Origin of the sequence: Desulfocicer vacuolatum DSM 3385 (assembly GCF_900176365.1) — a bacterium.
Classification (GTDB): Bacteria; Desulfobacterota; Desulfobacteria; order Desulfobacterales; family Desulfobacteraceae; genus Desulfocicer; species Desulfocicer vacuolatum.
In genome coordinates, this window is sequence record NZ_FWXY01000007.1 from 168,675 (window position 1) to 186,215 (window position 17,541).

Annotated in this window: 16 protein-coding genes; 11 read left to right on the forward strand and 5 right to left on the reverse strand. The window is 45.1% G+C overall.

Annotated features, from left to right (window positions below):
- Nucleotides 1-136: 136 nt before the first annotated feature.
- Nucleotides 137-3,061 carry a DNA translocase FtsK gene (locus B9A32_RS22075; protein ID WP_232367089.1) on the reverse strand — a complete coding sequence of 975 codons (2,925 nt, stop codon included), beginning with the start codon at nucleotides 3,059-3,061 and terminating at the stop codon, nucleotides 137-139.
- 367 nt (nucleotides 3,062-3,428) lie between these two features.
- Between B9A32_RS22075 and B9A32_RS08475 the strand changes: the two genes are divergently transcribed.
- Complete coding sequence (locus tag B9A32_RS08475) at nucleotides 3,429-4,337, forward strand: pseudouridine synthase (protein ID WP_232367090.1); 909 nt, start codon at nucleotides 3,429-3,431, stop codon at nucleotides 4,335-4,337.
- Between the two features lie 40 nt (nucleotides 4,338-4,377).
- Nucleotides 4,378-4,503 carry a hypothetical protein gene (locus B9A32_RS22315; RefSeq protein WP_269749008.1) on the forward strand — a complete coding sequence of 42 codons (126 nt, stop codon included), beginning with the start codon at nucleotides 4,378-4,380 and terminating at the stop codon, nucleotides 4,501-4,503.
- Here B9A32_RS22315 and B9A32_RS08480 read toward each other — a convergent pair.
- A complete protein-coding gene (locus tag B9A32_RS08480; protein WP_232367091.1) occupies nucleotides 4,460-4,924 on the reverse strand; it encodes a prolyl-tRNA synthetase associated domain-containing protein in 465 nt (154 codons plus the stop codon). The two genes, B9A32_RS22315 and B9A32_RS08480, sit on opposite strands and share 44 nt — an antisense overlap.
- 345 nt (nucleotides 4,925-5,269) lie before the next feature.
- On the opposite strand from B9A32_RS08480, the gene B9A32_RS08485 reads away from it, so the two are divergent.
- From B9A32_RS08485 to B9A32_RS08500, 4 genes are all read left to right on the forward strand, one after another.
- On the forward strand, nucleotides 5,270-5,647 hold the full coding sequence (locus tag B9A32_RS08485) for a fluoride efflux transporter FluC (RefSeq protein WP_084068360.1): 378 nt from the start codon (nucleotides 5,270-5,272) through the stop codon (nucleotides 5,645-5,647).
- Nucleotides 5,648-5,753: 106 nt separating this feature from the next.
- A complete protein-coding gene (rnhA, locus tag B9A32_RS21650) occupies nucleotides 5,754-6,617 on the forward strand; it encodes a ribonuclease HI (protein WP_084068361.1) in 864 nt (287 codons plus the stop codon).
- A gap of 59 nt (nucleotides 6,618-6,676) precedes the next feature.
- The gene (locus B9A32_RS08495) at nucleotides 6,677-7,942 is read left to right on the forward strand and encodes an amidohydrolase family protein (protein WP_084068362.1); all 1,266 of its coding nucleotides are present in this window, start codon (nucleotides 6,677-6,679) and stop codon (nucleotides 7,940-7,942) included.
- 116 nt (nucleotides 7,943-8,058) lie between these two features.
- Nucleotides 8,059-8,283, forward strand: a complete 225-nt coding sequence (locus B9A32_RS08500; RefSeq protein ID WP_084068363.1) for a hypothetical protein — start codon at nucleotides 8,059-8,061, stop codon at nucleotides 8,281-8,283.
- A 354-nt stretch (nucleotides 8,284-8,637) separates the two neighbouring features.
- On the opposite strand, the gene B9A32_RS08505 is transcribed toward B9A32_RS08500, so the two are convergent.
- The 3 genes from B9A32_RS08505 to B9A32_RS08515 are packed head-to-tail and all read right to left on the reverse strand — an operon-like array spanning nucleotide 8,638 to nucleotide 10,330.
- A complete protein-coding gene (locus B9A32_RS08505; protein ID WP_170923762.1) occupies nucleotides 8,638-9,663 on the reverse strand; it encodes a tyrosine-type recombinase/integrase in 1,026 nt (341 codons plus the stop codon).
- Nucleotide 9,664: 1 nt separating this feature from the next.
- On the reverse strand, nucleotides 9,665-9,961 hold the full coding sequence (locus tag B9A32_RS22505; RefSeq protein WP_084068365.1) for a sunset domain-containing protein: 297 nt from the start codon (nucleotides 9,959-9,961) through the stop codon (nucleotides 9,665-9,667).
- A gap of 3 nt (nucleotides 9,962-9,964) precedes the next feature.
- Nucleotides 9,965-10,330, reverse strand: a complete 366-nt coding sequence (locus tag B9A32_RS08515; protein ID WP_084068366.1) for a helix-turn-helix domain-containing protein — start codon at nucleotides 10,328-10,330, stop codon at nucleotides 9,965-9,967.
- Nucleotides 10,331-10,423: 93 nt separating this feature from the next.
- Here B9A32_RS08515 and B9A32_RS08520 point away from each other — a divergent pair, with 93 nt between their 5' ends.
- From B9A32_RS08520 to B9A32_RS08540, 5 genes are all read left to right on the forward strand, one after another.
- Nucleotides 10,424-10,633, forward strand: coding sequence for a helix-turn-helix domain-containing protein (locus tag B9A32_RS08520; RefSeq protein WP_084068367.1), 210 nt, complete (start codon nucleotides 10,424-10,426; stop codon nucleotides 10,631-10,633).
- 350 nt (nucleotides 10,634-10,983) lie between these two features.
- Nucleotides 10,984-12,573, forward strand: a complete 1,590-nt coding sequence (locus B9A32_RS08525; protein ID WP_084068368.1) for a hypothetical protein — start codon at nucleotides 10,984-10,986, stop codon at nucleotides 12,571-12,573.
- A gap of 41 nt (nucleotides 12,574-12,614) precedes the next feature.
- The gene (locus tag B9A32_RS08530; RefSeq protein WP_084068369.1) at nucleotides 12,615-14,240 is read left to right on the forward strand and encodes a hypothetical protein; all 1,626 of its coding nucleotides are present in this window, start codon (nucleotides 12,615-12,617) and stop codon (nucleotides 14,238-14,240) included.
- A complete protein-coding gene (locus B9A32_RS08535) occupies nucleotides 14,222-14,482 on the forward strand; it encodes a hypothetical protein (RefSeq protein WP_084068370.1) in 261 nt (86 codons plus the stop codon). The genes B9A32_RS08530 and B9A32_RS08535 overlap by 19 nt, the downstream gene beginning before the upstream one ends.
- A complete protein-coding gene (locus tag B9A32_RS08540; protein WP_084068371.1) occupies nucleotides 14,479-17,493 on the forward strand; it encodes a CHC2 zinc finger domain-containing protein in 3,015 nt (1,004 codons plus the stop codon). The genes B9A32_RS08535 and B9A32_RS08540 overlap by 4 nt, the downstream gene beginning before the upstream one ends.
- Nucleotides 17,494-17,541 lie beyond the last annotated feature (48 nt).

Sequence of the window (17,541 nt, forward strand, 5' to 3'; positions counted from 1 at the left end):
CGGTAAATATTCGGTGAGCACCCCATCTTCACTTGTTTGGCTTTTTTTTACCCGACGTTGGTATGCTACACAACTTCAGACAGGCGAAGATGGCGCACCGTCCAGACATTTGCATGGGCAAACCGAATATTTAAAATCAATCCATGGGGCCTGTGAGTACTTGTCTTGGCTTTGCGCCGTCGGAGGGTCCCACAATGCCTTTTCTTTCCATGATGTCAATGATTCTGGCGGCCCGGTTGTACCCCACCCGCAGGGCCCGCTGGATGCCGGATATGGATGCCTGACGGGTGGTCATGACCACCTCCAGGGCATCCTGGTATTTTTCATCGTATTCATCATCTATATTTTCCTGTTCCTGTTCCTCGGGTTGCTCTGTGATGACGTCAAACAGGTATTCCGGTGCCTGCTGGGCCTTTAAAAATGTGGTGACATCAATGAGCTCTTCCTCTGACAGATAGGTGCCGTGTACCCTTGTGAGCCGGGCCGTACCCGGAGGAACAAAGAGCATGTCTCCCATGCCGAGCAGGGTCTCTGCCCCATTGGAATCAATGATGGTTCTGGAGTCTGTCTTGGAGGAGACCTGGAAGGAAATCCGGGTGGGGAAATTGGCCTTGATAATACCGGTCAGTACATCCACAGAGGGGCGCTGGGTGGCCAGTATCAGATGAATACCGGCGGCCCTGGCCATCTGGGCAAGACGGGTGAGGGAAAGCTCCACATCCCGGGAAGCGGTCATCATCAGGTCTGCCAACTCATCAATGATGATCACAATGTAGGAAAGGGGATTATCTGCTTCTGGATCGTGTTCCAGCTCTTTCATTTTCTGGTTGAACTGTTCGATATTTCTCACCTGGTATTTGGCCAGAAGATCATACCGTCGCTCCATCTCCCGCACCATCCACTGGAGGGCTGTGGTGGCTTTTTTCATATCTGTGATCACCGGGGTGATAAGATGGGGAATGTCATTGTACAAGGAAAGCTCAATGCGTTTGGGGTCAATCATTAAGAATTTCACTTCATCGGGTTTTGCTTTGTACAGGATACTGGTGATCATGGCATTGAGTCCCACGCTTTTGCCTGTGCCTGTGGCCCCGGCAATGAGCAGGTGGGGCATGCTTTCAAGCTGTACCACCACCGGGTTGCCAATGATATCCTTGCCAAGGCATATGGGCAGTTTTGAGGGATTGTTGATAAAGTCCTCCGAGCTCACAATGTCAATGAAAGGAACAATGCTTTTTTTAAGATTTGGGATTTCAATGCCCATGACATCTTTGCCCGGTATGGGGGCCACAATGCGGATGCTGTAAGCACTCAGGGCCAGGGCAAGGTCATCGGCAAGGTTGACAATTTTGCTGATTTTAATGCCGGGATCGGGTTTATATTCAAAGGTGGTGATCACAGGACCTGGGGATACGCCCATCACCTCTCCCTTGATGCCGAAGTAGCCTAATTTTTTTTCCAGAAGTTCCGCATCCCGCCGGATGCTTTCATGATCCACCTCTGTTTTGCTGTTGATATTTTTCAAAAATCCCAGGGAGGGCAGCTGGTAGGTCTCTTCTGCGGAGAGGTTGTCCATGGGGAGAGGCGTATCGGTTTTTATATGTGAATAGTCGGTGGCCGTGTGGATGGGGAAACTGCCCATGGCAGGGGCCGGCTCCCGGGGGGAAGTTTTTTCTTCCACGGATGTTTTGGTAATGACGGGGGGGGGGACGGTGTCTTGTTGGATTGGGTCTGCCATGGTTTTTTGTGGTATCTCGTCGTCACTGTCCTTAGGTGATTTCTGCATGCTGTCCTGCATGGGGGCAGGCATGTCCAGATCTTGGTCTGCGGGTGCCTCATCGATGACGGTTGTGTGTGAAAGGTCATCATTTGCAGATATGGGCATGCTCATGGGGGCGTCAAGACTGTTGTCCGTGGGGGCTGCAGGCGGTATTTTCCCATCCGGCAGGTCATTTTGGGGGAGAGCATTGGATTGGGGGGGATCATTTGAGATTTCCGGGGAGGGCTTTGCTTCATCGCAAACCGGCATTTCATTTGTGACTTCCGATGGGGGCATTGCCGCATCTGGAATTTCATTATCCGTTTCCTGATGGGCGCTTGCACTGTTTGGGATATCATTTTCGGGTGCCGGGGATGCCATGGAGTCGTCAATCCCTTTTTTTTTCATGGGGGTATCATTCATGGCTTCCGGGGGGATGATTTGGGATTCCGGGGATGTTTCCCCGGGCATTGGGCGGTCTGATGTTGCCGTGGACGCGTTGGGTGCCACATCAGGTGCCGTTGCAGCTTTTTTTTGTGCAGGGGGCAAAATGGGGGCTGCCTGTTCCCTTTTGGGGGTATGTTTTTTGGCCTCGGCGGTTGCCTGGGTGTGGGATTCCGGTTCCCGGGTGGACACAGGGGCTTTTGACGGTGTAGGTATATTTGTGGTTTTTACCGTTGGAGAAGCGGTAAACTCTTTTTTTTCACGTTCCGGGGCCGGGGGCCGGTGCCTGTCAGCAGTGGGGGGTGACAAGGGGGTATTCACTTTTTGCTGATGTCCGGCAACCCCATGTGCCAAGGGTGATTTTGTCATGGGCTGGGGGCTTGTGTTTACGTATGGTGTTCCTGATACCTGTTGGCCTGTGTTTACTCTGGGTTTGGTCTCCCCAAGGGTTCTGGTTTTGTTTTCCAGGGTCTGTTTCAACGTGTCCAGACGATCCCTGAGCTCAACGTATTTTTTACTCAGATTCAGATTGGCCAGTAAAACAAGGACATGGGGATTCACCGGTACCCCTGTTTTGCTAACGGATTCTTCGGCATTGGCCATTTCAGATACCATCATTTCGGCAATGCGATGAATATTTGCCGTGGAGTCGGAGTCGTCTACTTTAAAACTGAATTCACCGCAGAGGGTTCGGATGGTTAATAGATCGTTGTCAATTTTATAGCTGTTTTTTTCCAAAATAGTCACTCGATGTCCACTTTCAAATGGTTGAAAAAAGTTGCTTTTAATTTTACCTGCAAACTGCAAGCCTGATTTGTCCGGTTCTACAAGGCACCGGGTACACGAGACTGTGGTCATTTGGTTTTATGCCATGGAAACGTACATGTTCGTTTGGAAATGTAACGGTCTGGCCACGGCCCCATATTCACCCTTAGACGGGGCTTTGTCGCATACGGATGTTAGGAAGTCAGCAGTTTTCAATTTACCGTTTATCCAATATGCCACCTATAAAATATGGCAGTCTGAGTTTTGTAAATGGTAAATCAATAAGGTCTGACTCCCTTAAGTGAGCAGGCTAAAATAAGTGATGATGGGGTGTCGGCCGGATATTTACATGGAAACCGTTTTCCGGTATTTTAGTCTGTTCGTTTCTATTCCATACCACATTTTATGTGAAGGGTTCAAATTTTAACTGAACCTGCCAATCAAAAAGGATGAAGCTGTTTTGAAAAAGGATGAAAATTTAAACCGTTACCCGCTGAAAAGCCTTGAAATCATCTACCGGGACAAGGAGCTTGTTGTGGTGAATAAACCGGCAGGCCTGTTGGTTCACAGAAGTGCCATGGACAGACATGAAACTCAATTTGCCCTGCAGATGACAAGGGAACAGGTCGGTGGGCGGGTGTTCCCGGTTCATCGGCTGGATAGACCCACCTCCGGGCTTTTGGTTTTTGCGTTGAACCGCCATGGGGCCCGGGAACTTTCCCGTCAATTTGAAAATAAACAGGTGAAAAAAGTTTACCTGGCCGTGGTTCGGGGATATCTCCAGGGAGCTGGCACCATTGATCATGGTTTGGAAAATATTAAAAAAGGTAAAATAAAAACCAAAGTTACCTGTGACACCATCCCGCCTTTGCATGGAAACGGGTTTGAGGGGGCCACTACTGTCCAGGGGCAGGTATCCCAAGGCAAGGAACAAAAAAAAGACCGCACAGCACTGCCATGTTCAAAACAGGCTGCCATTACCGATTATGTGAATCTGGCAACGGTGGAGCTGCCGGTGCGTGTGGATAAATATCCCACTTCCAGATATTCCCTTGTGGCATTATATCCCGGCACGGGACGGCGGCATCAGCTTCGGCGACACATGAAGCACATCTCCCACCCCATTGTGGGGGATACCATCTATGGAAAAAGCCGTCACAATGATTTTTTTAAACATACGCTTCACTGTAAAGGTCTGCTTTTGTGTGCCGTGAATATCTCTTTTGTTCACCCGGTCACCGGAACAAAAATAAATTTATGGGCAAGGCCGGATGATCGATTCCAGGGGGTGCTGGACCGTTTGGGATGGAAAGATGCTTTGGCAAATTTCAAGAAAAATGCCAATAATTTAAGCCAGGCACCACACTGATGGGATGCCAACCGAACATCTGTATTGTGGGAGGGGGGATATGAAATACTCCGCAGATCAGCAGTGTATTTCAAGCTTTTTTGTGGGCACAGCCGGGTCAAAACGCGGTGTGCCCGTGGCAGTTATATTTTTATTATTTCAGGGGACTGATTGCAGTGCTCCATGAATTTCATAAGATCGGCAGGGGTAATGGTGGTGGTGGCTGTGTTCACCAGGGGATGAAAATTGAGCAGATCATTTTCCATCAGATCCTGGTCCAGTATTATTTTCACAGGCTGGTCCTGGATATTGATCACAGCAAAGGGTGTCACTGCACCGGGAATTACGCCAAGCACTTCCATGAGGAGATCCGGTTTTCCAAATGAAGGGCTTTTGGCGCCTATCTTTTTTGCCAGTTCTTTGATTTTAACGGGTTTATCTGAAAGCGTGACCACCAGGAAGAGATTTTTCTTTTTGTCCTTAAAAAATAAATTTTTACTGTGAACTCCTTCAATTCCTTCATGGTGTTGATCGGCCTCTTCAACGGTGAATACCGCCGGATGCTCATGGTTCTCATATTTGATACCGATATTTGATAATACGTCCAATAATTCCTCTTGGCTTTGCAGCATGTTGTTCCTCATTATGGGTTTGATTTTGTGAGAAGATGTGCTCATTGTGTTCATTTCCAGGCCGTTGCAATCATGATACCATGACAATCCATTTAAAAAAACAGACAATATGTAGCGCTGTGACCGTTGAAAATCAAGTTATAATCTTTTTTGATAATAAATTTCAAGATTCAAGTCTTGATGTTGACTTGGGTGAAAAGGGAAACTATACTGATTTTAGCCTTGCAAAGGGCAGGACACTCCCACCGGAATGAATCTGGTGGGAGTTTGCTTTTTATTCCGGCGGTGGATCATTAAGAACGGCATAAAAGGAGTCTTATCGTGTTGCAAAAATTGTTTTGTATTGCATTGGGCGGTGCACTGGGGACATTGGCCAGATACGGTCTGTCCGGCGCTGTTCAGAAATGGCTGGGATCAGATTTTCCCTGGGGAACGGCTGCGGTAAATATTCTGGGAAGCTTTCTTTTTGGGCTGCTCTGGGCCTTTGCCATGGGCAGGGGAAATTTAAATACGGACCTTCGTTCCATGCTTTTTGTCGGTTTTCTTGGTGCATTTACCACATTTTCCACCTTTATTTCTGAAACAGGTCAACTGATGGCAGCCTCCCAGATACTCATGGGAATGGGTAATGTCATGTTTCAACTTCTGGTGGGAGCCGGGATGTTTTTTGTGGGCATGGCATTGGGACGGGCCATATAATTGCCATGGGCGGACCGTATTCTGATCCGGCTTGGCCACAACAAAGATAAAAATTCTCCACAGATTTTCGGAGTATTTCATAAAAAAAATGGAGTGATACAGATAGATGCAAACTGAAATGGAACTGCTTCGAATTTACATTGGTGAGAGTCAAAAATATGGACGCAAACCCCTTTATGAAGCCATTGTGGAAGAAGCACACAAATTCGGCCTGGCCGGCGCCACGGTGACCCGGGGTATCATGGGATTTGGAAAACACAGCGAAATTCGCACTTCAAAGATTTTAAGGCTTTCCCAGGATCTGCCCCTTGTGATTGAAATTGTTGATGCTCCCCACCGGCTGGCGCAATTTGTCCCTGTACTTAACGACATGATCACCCAGGGGCTTGTTGTATCTGAAAAAGTTAATGTTTTAATTGATCGCCATGGCCGGGAAGAACCGAAAAAATCCTCTCCGGTGCCCGGGAAAAAATCCCCGGGGATGTCCACGGATGATATTCATATTTATACAGACGGTTCTGCCATTGGAAATCCGGGACCCGGCGGTTATGGTATTATTTTGATCCTTGACGGTGAAACCATGGAGTTTGCCCAGGGGTTTCAATACACCACTAACAACAGAATGGAAATGCTGGCTGTAATAACGGCCCTGGAAAAAATTCCGGACATCCACAGGAACAGAAAGGTGATTGTGCACAGCGATTCCCAGTATACCATTAACGGCATCACCAAAGGGTGGGCCAAAAGCTGGAAAAAACGCGGATGGAAAAAAGCAGATGGAAAACCTGCGTTGAATCCTGACTTGTGGAAAAGAATGCTTGCCGTCACTGAACAATATTCCGGTTTGACCTTTAAATGGATTAAGGGGCATGCCGGGCATCCATTGAATGAACGGGTGGATGAACTGGCCAACAGGAGTGCGCGAAGCAGTGTGGGGCTTCTTGTGGATGAGGGATATACCCGCGCCTAATCCCCCGAAAAAAGGATATATTATTAAAGGCAATGCATCCATTGCCAAAGGAGTTTTGCATGGAGGGGCACACCACCGCCATAAATAACGCAATGGTGATCACCATGGAGCCCGGGCAACCTATCCTGGAACAGGGCTCTATTTTGGTTGAAGGAGATTGCATTGCCGATGTCAGAGCCGGGTCAGATTTTTCTGCAGCACCCCACCGTGACATCATTGACGGCACCAACCTCCTGGTGATGCCGGGCCTTGTGAACTGCCATACCCATCTGCCCATGTCTCTTTTCCGGGGACTTGCCGATGATTTACCCCTGGATGTCTGGCTCCAGGAGCACATGTTTCCTGCTGAAGCTGCCCAGATGACACCTGCTGTTGCTGAAAAATGGGCGTTTCATTCCTGTGGAGAACTGCTTTTATCCGGTACCACCTGTTGTTGTGACGGTTATTTTTATGAAGATCATGTGGCCAGAGGGGTTGAAAGATCGGGCATTCGGGCGGTATTGGGCCAGGGGGTCATGGATTTTCCTGCCCCCGGGGTTCCAGATCCCGGAGAAAATATCGCAGTTGCTGAAAAATTCATTGATAAATGGAAAGATAAAAATCCTCGAATCCATCCTTCTGTTTTTTGTCATTCGCCCTACACCTGTTGCGCGGACACCCTGAAAAAAGCCAAAGAAATGGCGACGTCCCAGGCGGTTCTTTTTCAAATTCATGTGGCAGAAACCCGCAATGAAATGGCGCTTGTGTTGTCCAGCCAGGGAGGCCGTGCATCATCTGTGGTCCAATATCTGGACGGGCTTGATATTCTGGATGACCGCACCCTTATGGTTCATTGTGTCTGGCTGGATAAAGAGGATATTGGTATTGTAAAGGCAAGAAAATCTTCCGTGGTGCATTGTCCTGAAAGTAACATGAAGCTGGCATCGGGAATTTCGCCGGTGTTATCTTTCATGGCAGCGGGTATGGATGTGGGGCTTGGCACAGACGGCAGTGCCAGTAATAATAACCTGGATCTTTTTTCAGAAATGGATATGGCGGCAAAGCTTCAAAAAACGGCCCTGGATGATCCCTGTGCTCTTAAGGCAAAATCCGTGGTGGAAATGGCCACCCTGGGCGGTGCCAGGGCCCTGGGGCTGGACCGGCATATTGGCTCCCTTGTTGTGGGAAAAAAGGCAGATCTCATTGCCATTGATCTGCGTAGTCCTCACCTGGTGCCCATGTATGACCCTTTTTCCGCGCTGGTTTACAATGCCAGGGGATCGGATGTGATTCATGTGATGGTGGATGGCGTTTTTCGAATTAAAGACAGGGTGTGGGGCGATTAGTGAGTCAGATCTTATTGATTTACCATTTACAAAATTCAGACCGCCATATTTTATAAGTGGTACATTAGATAAACGGTAAATTGAAAACTGCTGACTCCCTAAGTACACCAAGGTGGATGCAGCAAGAGAGATCACCCGGTTTTTGTTTGATCCTTGATAACTCCATCTCTTATCTTGCCTTCAGGTTCAACGTGGAAGAGGTCATGGCGGAATATCCCGGGTTGCTTAATGTAGCCAGGGATTATCTGAACGCCTTTATCCAGCCGGAGCAGATTATGCCCACCGATGTTAAAATTCTTACCGGATGGTTAAAGGAGCAGCTAAAGCCCCTTGAAGGTTGATATTTTCACATTCGAGAGAACAGAACGGCTGGGTAACCGCCTGTGGGTGTTGGCACGGCCTTTTCAATTCTCTGTAGACAATGAAATTTTCACAGTTTTAAAAGTGGGTGCACTTTGCAGAGGTTTGAGGGGGGGACAAAAATAAAAAAGGCTGAAAAGCGCTGAAACGCCCGTCAACCCTGTGTTTAAGTGGTGGGCCGTGAAGGGATCGAACCTTCGACCTACTGATTAAGAGGAATCCAGCTAAATTTTACATGTTAATAAAAACAATAGGTTATATTGATGTGTGATACATAATATCACACAGGTTCACACAAATTCACTTAATTTTACTACAATCCTGCTACATTAAATTTAAATAACCGGCAATTTGTCCACTTGCTTTTTTTTGTGGTCCATTATGAGGTGAATATAATGATTTCTTGTCACGGTTATATCACTATGCCCTAAATTTTCTTGCACCGTCACCAGATCGGCACCATTCATAATCAACCACGCCCCATATGTTCGGCGCAAATCATGAAAAGTGCATTTAACACCGGATTTTTGAGAAAATTTTGTGAATCCGTGTGAAATCCAGTCAACAAGCCACGGGGAATTTTTATTATTAAGCAGGAGAAACTCTTTTCTATGCAACTTCATAATTTGCCGGAAAAAATCCATTGATGCACGGGGAAAAGGAACAACTCTAAATTTTTTTGATTTTGTGGGATTTGTCGGGCTACTCGCAATAGTTATGGTTTGTTGTTTAAGATCCACATCCTTTTTTTTAAATTTGCATATTTCACCGGCCCTTGCTCCGGTGTAAAGAGCAACCTTTACTAAGTTTTGCCAAACTGGGGGCATACATGCCAATAAAATTTGAACTTCTGCTTCTGACAATGCACGCACCTTATTTATGGTTTCCCTGGCTTTGTCGATATTATGGCAGGGAGATTGATGGATATATTTTTTTTTAACGGCCTGGTTAAATAATGTGTTGATATGTCTTAAAAAGCAATTTGCCGTGGCAACGGCCTTTTCCTTCAACAATTCATTATACCATTGATCAATATCATTTTCCTTAATTTCATTCAGGTATTTATCACCGTTGAGATATTTCAGCAGGCTGTTATAGGCTAATTTATCGTTTGCAATGGTTTTTTTTGCCCTTCGGTGTTCCCTCAACTGTATATATTCATTGAACCAATCGCTCAATCTAATTGCCTGTTGGAGGGGTGTTCCCACCAGACAATAAGATTTTTCCACAGCATCATAGTGCTTTTTGATGCACACGGCAGCGGCTTTGTCACCTAACTTTGTGCTTTCCTGGATTCTCCTTCCATTTCTATCTTTGTAGGATACCCAATAATATTTTCCCCGCTTATAAATCGTGGCCATTTTATTGTTTTCCTGTTTTTGGTGTGATGAGATCAGGGGCGAGTGGGATACACAGTTTGCAAGGAGTGTACCCGGCTCTTTTTGCATCTTCCTCCGATTTGAATAAGACTATGCAATTTTTGCAATTGTAATATCGACACCCCTTTTTATGATAAATCTTTGAATGAATATTGCCATGGTAATAATTTTTAGTGGTTATTGTGATTCTCGGGGGCAAAGATTTACTTTTTTCATTTAATATGGGGGTCGGGAGAGACAAAACCATAAAACAAACCAGATAAGAAATAGTTTTTCTCATTTTTCATGCCAACTTCTGTCTTTTGATCACTTCTTCCCACAATTTTTCCTTTTCAACGTATTTTAGTACGTCTCGCCTTTGTTCATCAGTCATTGATTCCAGCATTTTTATTATTTTTTCGGTGGGATCATTTGCAGCTGGTATGCATTCCTCGCCTTTTCCATACAACAACCAATCCATACTTACATTCATTGGGTTACACAGTGTAATTATTTTATTCAGATCAATATTTCCCCGTCTTTTCCATGCTGATATTGTTGTTGGTTTTATTTCAAGGATTTTTGCAAGTTCGGCATCGGTCTTTAAATTCAAGATTAATTTTACCCTCATTAAAATATTGTGCACATGGAGTACATTATCTCTTGACATAGTTACCTCTCGTAAACTATAAGTTGTTATATACACATAACGTCATCTAACTTCACACACTATAACATAAAACCCATCGGAGAGGTATTCAAGATGTCAAAAAAAATTACACCACGTACAAATCTCACAACAGCAATTACCCCCTGGTTAACCCTTAAGGAAGCGGCGGCATATCTCAAACTCAACCCTCGGACTTTAAATAATTATGTCTCTCGTGGTTTGATCCCGATTTCTGTGAGCAAGACCACCAACACCAAACGTTTTCACAAAACGGACCTTGATCAATGGCTGGGGAAAAAATGAATTCATCTTCCCCAACTTTCACGGACCAATTCCCCACGGGCACGGGCACGGTTACGCCGGGTGCAAGTGCGGGCAGGCGCGGCGGGCAGGCGCACACCCGAGCGCGCATAATGCCCGCGTGCACACGCCCGGACGTGTGCCCAGGCGTGCTTGGGGGCGGGCAAGTGCCCAGGTGCGTGCGGGCGCAACCGCGCACATTATGCCCAGGCGTGCCCAGGCACGCTTAGGGGCGGGCAGGCGCGCACCCGGGGGTGTAGCGTAGTTTAAATTCAAATTAAAACAGTAAGTTAAAGCGTTTTTGTCTGACCTGCAGCTTTAACAGAAAAGTTAAAAAATCTGGGAGGGTAAAAATGAAAATTATCACCGTTTTTTTTAAGAAAATTCAGTCTTTTCTTTTTAAATTTCTTCAAACAAGGGTCATTGTATTGATTATTACGAATTGTGCGGTCCTTTTGATCGTTGAATTGTCTGATATTGTCAAGGATACGATTAAAAATATGAATCAAGCCTTTTTAATTCAACTTTATACCATTGAAGGCTGGTTATTTGAAAAGGTTCATAATGGATTCACTTTTTTTGAAGAAATATTGAATACATTCAAGGAAAAGGTGGAATCCGCCCTGAATGTGCTTTTGCCCGATGAATTCACCATCATTTTAAATCTTATCCAGTTTGGGGCCTGGCTTGATCTTTGTGTTCAAAGTCTTGTGTCAAATACCAAGAACAGCATTGGTATTGTCGTTTCTCAGACGGTGGCCCCTTTTCTTATTTTAACTGGTGAAGCCATTGAAACCATCACAACCCTGACCACGGCCTTTACTACCATTGAACAAGGGATTAACCAAACCACTACCCAATGGTATGAATTTATAAAAAATGAACTGACCCTGGCAAAGACAACTTACAACGGACACATCAATAATTTTATTAATGCCGTTTATGCCGGGTTTGCCTGGTACAATGAAGGGGTTAACGCCATTGAAATCGCGGCCACCGATGAAAAAACCATTATTGAGGGTCACAACCAGACAGCCCAGGGCATTATTGACGATATTTTGGTTTTGGTTGAACAATGTCAAGGCAGTGGTGATGGTGCCAATCAAACAATTGAATCCATTTCTGAGCTTTTAAATGGTATTTCTCCTGTTTCCACAACACCCCTTGATATTGATTATAACCAATACCGCCTTTCCCTGCTTGCTCCGGATGTCTTTGAATTTAATCCCACCATGCCGGACTGGCAAATTGACCTTGCACCGGCAAGGTCATGTCTGATCGCCCTGGAAACCCGGATTAACGATTTAAATGATAATCTGACAAGCTTACCCCAAACCTTGTCTGATGATTTTATCAATCAGTTTCCACAGGTTTTTCAGTCTGAACTGATCGGAGAGATAAGACCTTTGATCGTTCTTGCCATGACACAACTTTTTATTCAAAAAAAAAACGCCCTCATGACCCATATATCCGGTGTGAAAACCGATTTAATGACATATCAAAATGATATCCAGCTAAAAATCATGGAAAAGGCCAATGAAATTATCGGCAACATTGAAAAGGTGGAGTTAAACCTTGTTGAAAAGGTACCTGAATTACTAACCCCCACCATTGAACGATATGTGGAAAAGGTTGCCACCGCCATTGAAAAGGCCAAAGAAGAAATCAGCCATGAAGACGTAAACATCATGGATTTTATCCCGGATCTTGAAAAAATAGAACAGATCATGGCCACCTTTGAAGAAATCGACCGGTTTTCACATCAGAAACCGGGAAAAGTCTCCCCCCTTAAACATAAATTTATCATCCAGGACGTATACCGGCTTCTTTGCAATAATTTTTTTCGTGTTGAACGTATGGCCATCTTGTTTGCCCTGGCCCCCGGTGACCTACAGGTGGAAACATCGGATATCGTTAATTTGCTTTTGGAACTTCAAGAATAACAACCACGACAAATTTTTTATACACGCCAAAGGAGACAAGCATGTATTCAACAATATTTTCAGCCATGGCAAAGCTTTTGAAACCGGTGTGGAAATGGCTTTTTCGTTTTATTATTTCCCTGATTATATCCAATGCAGTGCTCTGGCTTTTGCGATATAGCGCAAGTGGTTATGTGCAAAAATTTCATGATGAAATCGTCCAGTTTGTGAAAGAAAAAAACAAGAAAGTTCTGGATCAAATATTTAATGTCGGTGATTTCCTCAACGAAATCATGGACACGGTGTTTCAAATGGGTAGTGAAATGGTTCTTACCCTGGAAGCATTGATTGACGACAGCATAAAATACACCACCGGGCTTGTGGATCAGGTATTGGCATGTATTCCGTTTACGGAGCGCATTGAGCAAATAGTACAAGATTGCATGGATGACATATCCATATTGATCCAAAATCAAGCAACCGGCATTGTAAATACCTTTTTTGCAGGCCCGGTGATTGATTTAAACACCCTTATCAGTACCGCAAAACTCCGCATTGATGCCCTGGAAGTGGAGATCGCCATGTATTTAATGGAAACCTGGCTTGCCATAGTCTCCCCCGTCCAGACCGGTATAACCACTGCCTATGAAAAGGTGCTTTCCCTGTCTGAATCTTTAAACGGCTTGGTTTCTTTTTGTAATGGCAGCATTGATACCATGGAAAATGCCATGACATCGGCATGTAATCAACTGGATTATTACAATTTAACCCTGGAAGAACAAAAAGCGGATCTTTTATGGATGATTGAGCAGGAACTCAATGAAAATCAAACCGGCGGCACCGGTGCCAATCTTCAATGTATCCGGCAAGAATTGGAAAACAAGTTGTTAATCAGCGAACCCGGCGGATTGAACATTGATTTTTCCCGGTTTCGAACAGATCCCCCCCAGATTGACCCGGATGAATATCTTTGCAAAGTCCAGATGATAGAAAACACCTTTACCTTTGATATGAACACCTTCTTGCCTGATTTTGACGACATGATCACCCACCTTTCCACCATCCATACGAAATTATCAGAACTGGAAAAAAGTCTCATCACAGCCCTTGACGACAGTTTGCCGGGGATACTCAAGGGAAACATGGAAGGAAAAATAAGGGATCTTCTATTTATCGCCCTGGTGGAAACATTGAAACGGAAAAAAATAAATGTATCTACTTATCTACAGGAGAAATCAACGGCCCTGACCACGGAAAAAGAGGCCCGAAAACAAGAAATCATCCAAAAAAAAGATGAAATCATCACAAATATCCAAACATTTGAAACCGAAACCATTGATTCAATCCAAGTTTTTCTTGATCCCAGTGTAAACCAACTCATTAAAGACCTGGAAGCAGGTATTGCCAGCAATGAAGATATCAGCGCCGTGAATATCGACAATGTATTGCCGGATACCACGGACATTGATTCCATTATCACCACATTTGACGCCAATATTCACGCAAACGAAACCCCAAACATCACTGATTCCGTTAAATGGACTCCTGCGGATATTTACCGAATCTTGAAACACAATTTTACAAAATCTGACCGCGTACCTTTGCTGGTGCATCTGTTTTCCCAGGATCTGAAGATCAACGCTGAAAAGTTAAAGGAGCTGCAACTAAAATGGATACCCAAACCATAAATCAGGATGCCACCACCAGAATACGAAATCGCATAGGCAAGCAAGATGATCTGTCCACCACCATAGATAAAATGACAGGCCAAAGGGACGCCAAGGCAAGATGGAGATACCGCACCGATGAAAAACTTTTAAATGCGGGGATTGTGGCCCTTTACCATTTAACGCCGTTAAATCCCATATTGGAGCAAAACCTTGAAGCCATCGCCCAGTTAAAAAAAAATAAGGGGAATGGAAAAAAATGACAGAACAAACAGCAAAATATCAGGCAAAAGAAAACGGTAAGGGAAACAATAATTCAAACGGCAACATCCAAACCATAAAACAACGCATTGATCTTGAATCCTACCTTTCCACCATGGGATTGACCCTGAAAAAATCAGGATCAGACACAAAAACCTGTCCATGCCCCCTGTGTAACCACAAGGATTGTTTCAGGGTAACCCCGTCAAAACAATTATGGCATTGCTTTTCCTGCGATCAAGGCGGGGATATCATTGAACTCCACCAGATCCGACACAATTTAACCAAGGCAGATGCCATCCTTGATCTTTCGCAATCCGTGGGAATCCCCATTGCCCGGGCATCATCCATGAATCAACAAAGAGATACCGGCCGGAACCTTTCCGGAACCCCAAAAAGTGAAACCGGACAAAATCTCCGCAAAACCTCCCAAGAAAACATTTTCAATGAAGCCATGGTCTATTATCGAACCACGGCCAAGACAAGTCCGGGCTTTAAACAATTTTTGCATTATCGAAAATTTAACCCTGCAGCCATCAATAAACTGGGGCTTGGTTATGCCGACGGCAACCTTCACACCCATTTAAAGGCCCGGGGCGTGACGGATCAGGAAATGATTGAAAGTAAACTGGTGCGCAAAAACGACAACGGCTCCCTTTACGATTATTTTCGGTACCAGATTATTTACCCCACCATGGGCCCCACCGGGGATGTGATTCACCTCAAAGGCAAGGGCATTGATAAAACCGGAAGGCCCACCGGTAAGACCTGGCAACTTGGAAATCGTGATTCTTTTTTTAACTGGCATCAAAAACCCGGGGGACAAATTTTAAATTCGTCCCCCAAAAAAGACACCTTATATATAGTGGAAGGGGAAAATGACGCGGTGGCCCTGGACAAAATAAACCGTACTGCATGGGCCATGGGCGGCACCCTTTCCCAAAAACAGATTGATATTTTAAAACAAACCCTTTCCACCGGTGGGTTTGACGTGTGCGTAATTCCCGACAATGACAGCGCCGGGGAAAACCTGTTAAAAAAAATCAAATCCGAATTGATGTATTACACCCTGCCCGATACCTTGCGCCTTCTCATTGCCCCCCAAAGCCAAAGGATCACTGCCAGATATCCGGCCACCTTATATAATGATGTGGATGAGGCCATCAGAAAAACAGATATTCCACCGGATTTTTCCCGGCAAAACAAAGCCCCCCTTTTCGGATCCGCAACACCGGCCACCGGTGAAAAACCATCCACCGCCGTTTCAAGCAGCAAAACAATAACACTGGAAAGTATCACCCGGCCCGCCCCCCTGGCACCATCATTGAAAACCTGCCTGAACCTTTACCGGAAAACCATTGAAGAACAGGAACTTAAGTATTCATCAAACATTGTGGGCCACATTGTGTTTGAATTGTTAATGGATATCGGTGATTTTTTCGTAATCGATGAGGAAATTTTATATATTTACCAGGGAAATCAATACGTGGTGGGCAGTAATCTGCCCTTTAAATCCCTCATGTACCAGCTTTCCCGGGGCAGCATTAATTATGCCGATAAACAAAGCAAGGTGATCTGGGAAAGCATTCAAGCCCAATGTTATTACAAAGCCCCCCACACCGAACACCGGGGATGGATTTACACCGACGCCACAGCCGGCACAATCGGTGCCACGGCCACCCCGGCCATTTATTACAACCTGTGTAACCCCAAAAATGAAATCATCCGAATAACTCCGGGAAACATTGAATTATTGATGAATGGATGCAATGACACATCGGTTTTCCTGCAAAAAAGCCCCAAAACCCGGCCCATTGCCTTAATTCCCATGACAGATGAGGAAATGAGCGATGGATTGCAAATATTTTTCGATCTTTTTTACGATAACATGGCCTGTGATATCAGCTGGAAAATCTATATTTTATCGTTCATCGTTAATTCATTGTTTTTGAACATGGCAAAGGCCCACGGTATCAATAAATTTACCGGGCACCAGGGCAGCGGCAAAACCGAAACCGCCGGGATGATCACCGCCCTTTTATACGGTCAGAACTTTGTCACCGTGGGTTCCACGGCATCTGACTACACCGATGCTGCCTTAAATCCGGTTACCATCTGTGATAATCTGGAAATTCATAACATCACTCCGGACAGGCGTGATTTTCTTCTTTGCGTGGCCACCGGGATCACCCGGCAAAAACGAAAAAGCGGCACAGATTCCGCCAATATTTACGAAAAAACCGTTACCCAGATCATCACCACCAGTATTGAAAGCTTTGAGTTCCCCGAGCTTATCGAACGTGCCGTCACCATTCCCTTTGATCAAGAATTCTTTAACCAACGATATCCGGGCAGCATGATCATAGAAAACAGCATCATTGGCAACCGGGATAAAATATTATCGGCCATTTTCCGTTTGTCCACCCACATTTTGAATAATTATCAAACCAAAAAGGAGAAAATTTACCGATATCTTGAAAAGAATCACCCCAAACACAGCAAACGGCGATTAAATGAACATTTGGCCTGTATGGCGGTGATCACCGATGAATTGAAACAAAGAACCCCCGGTTTAAAACAAATTTTTGACATGTCGGTGCAAGATATTGTGGCGGAGTGGATCAACCAGCAGGATAAGGAAAACACCGAAATCATGTTTGAAACCAATATCATTGTCCGGTATCTCAATTTGCTTGCCCAGGAGAGCGCCAACGGATTGTTGGATGAATACCACGTCGTCAATCTAAATGCCGTTGCTGACGGGTTACCGGAGCATCCCACCGATAATAATAATTCAACGGGCAACTTAACCATGGAATTGACCACCAGTGAATTATTATCCGCCTTTGAACTTCTTGCAAAGAAATACAACATCCGGCAACGGTTTTCATCGGTGCGGCACCTGGCGGTGAGAATCCGTAACGAATTATCAGTAATTGAGGCGGCCCAGTGGCGCATACGGCAAACAAGGCGCGTCAAAGGCCAGAATCTGTTTGAAATCAGTAATTGTTAAAATCGAGCAGAAGGGAGGGAATAATGGAAAGACGAATGTTTAGCAGAA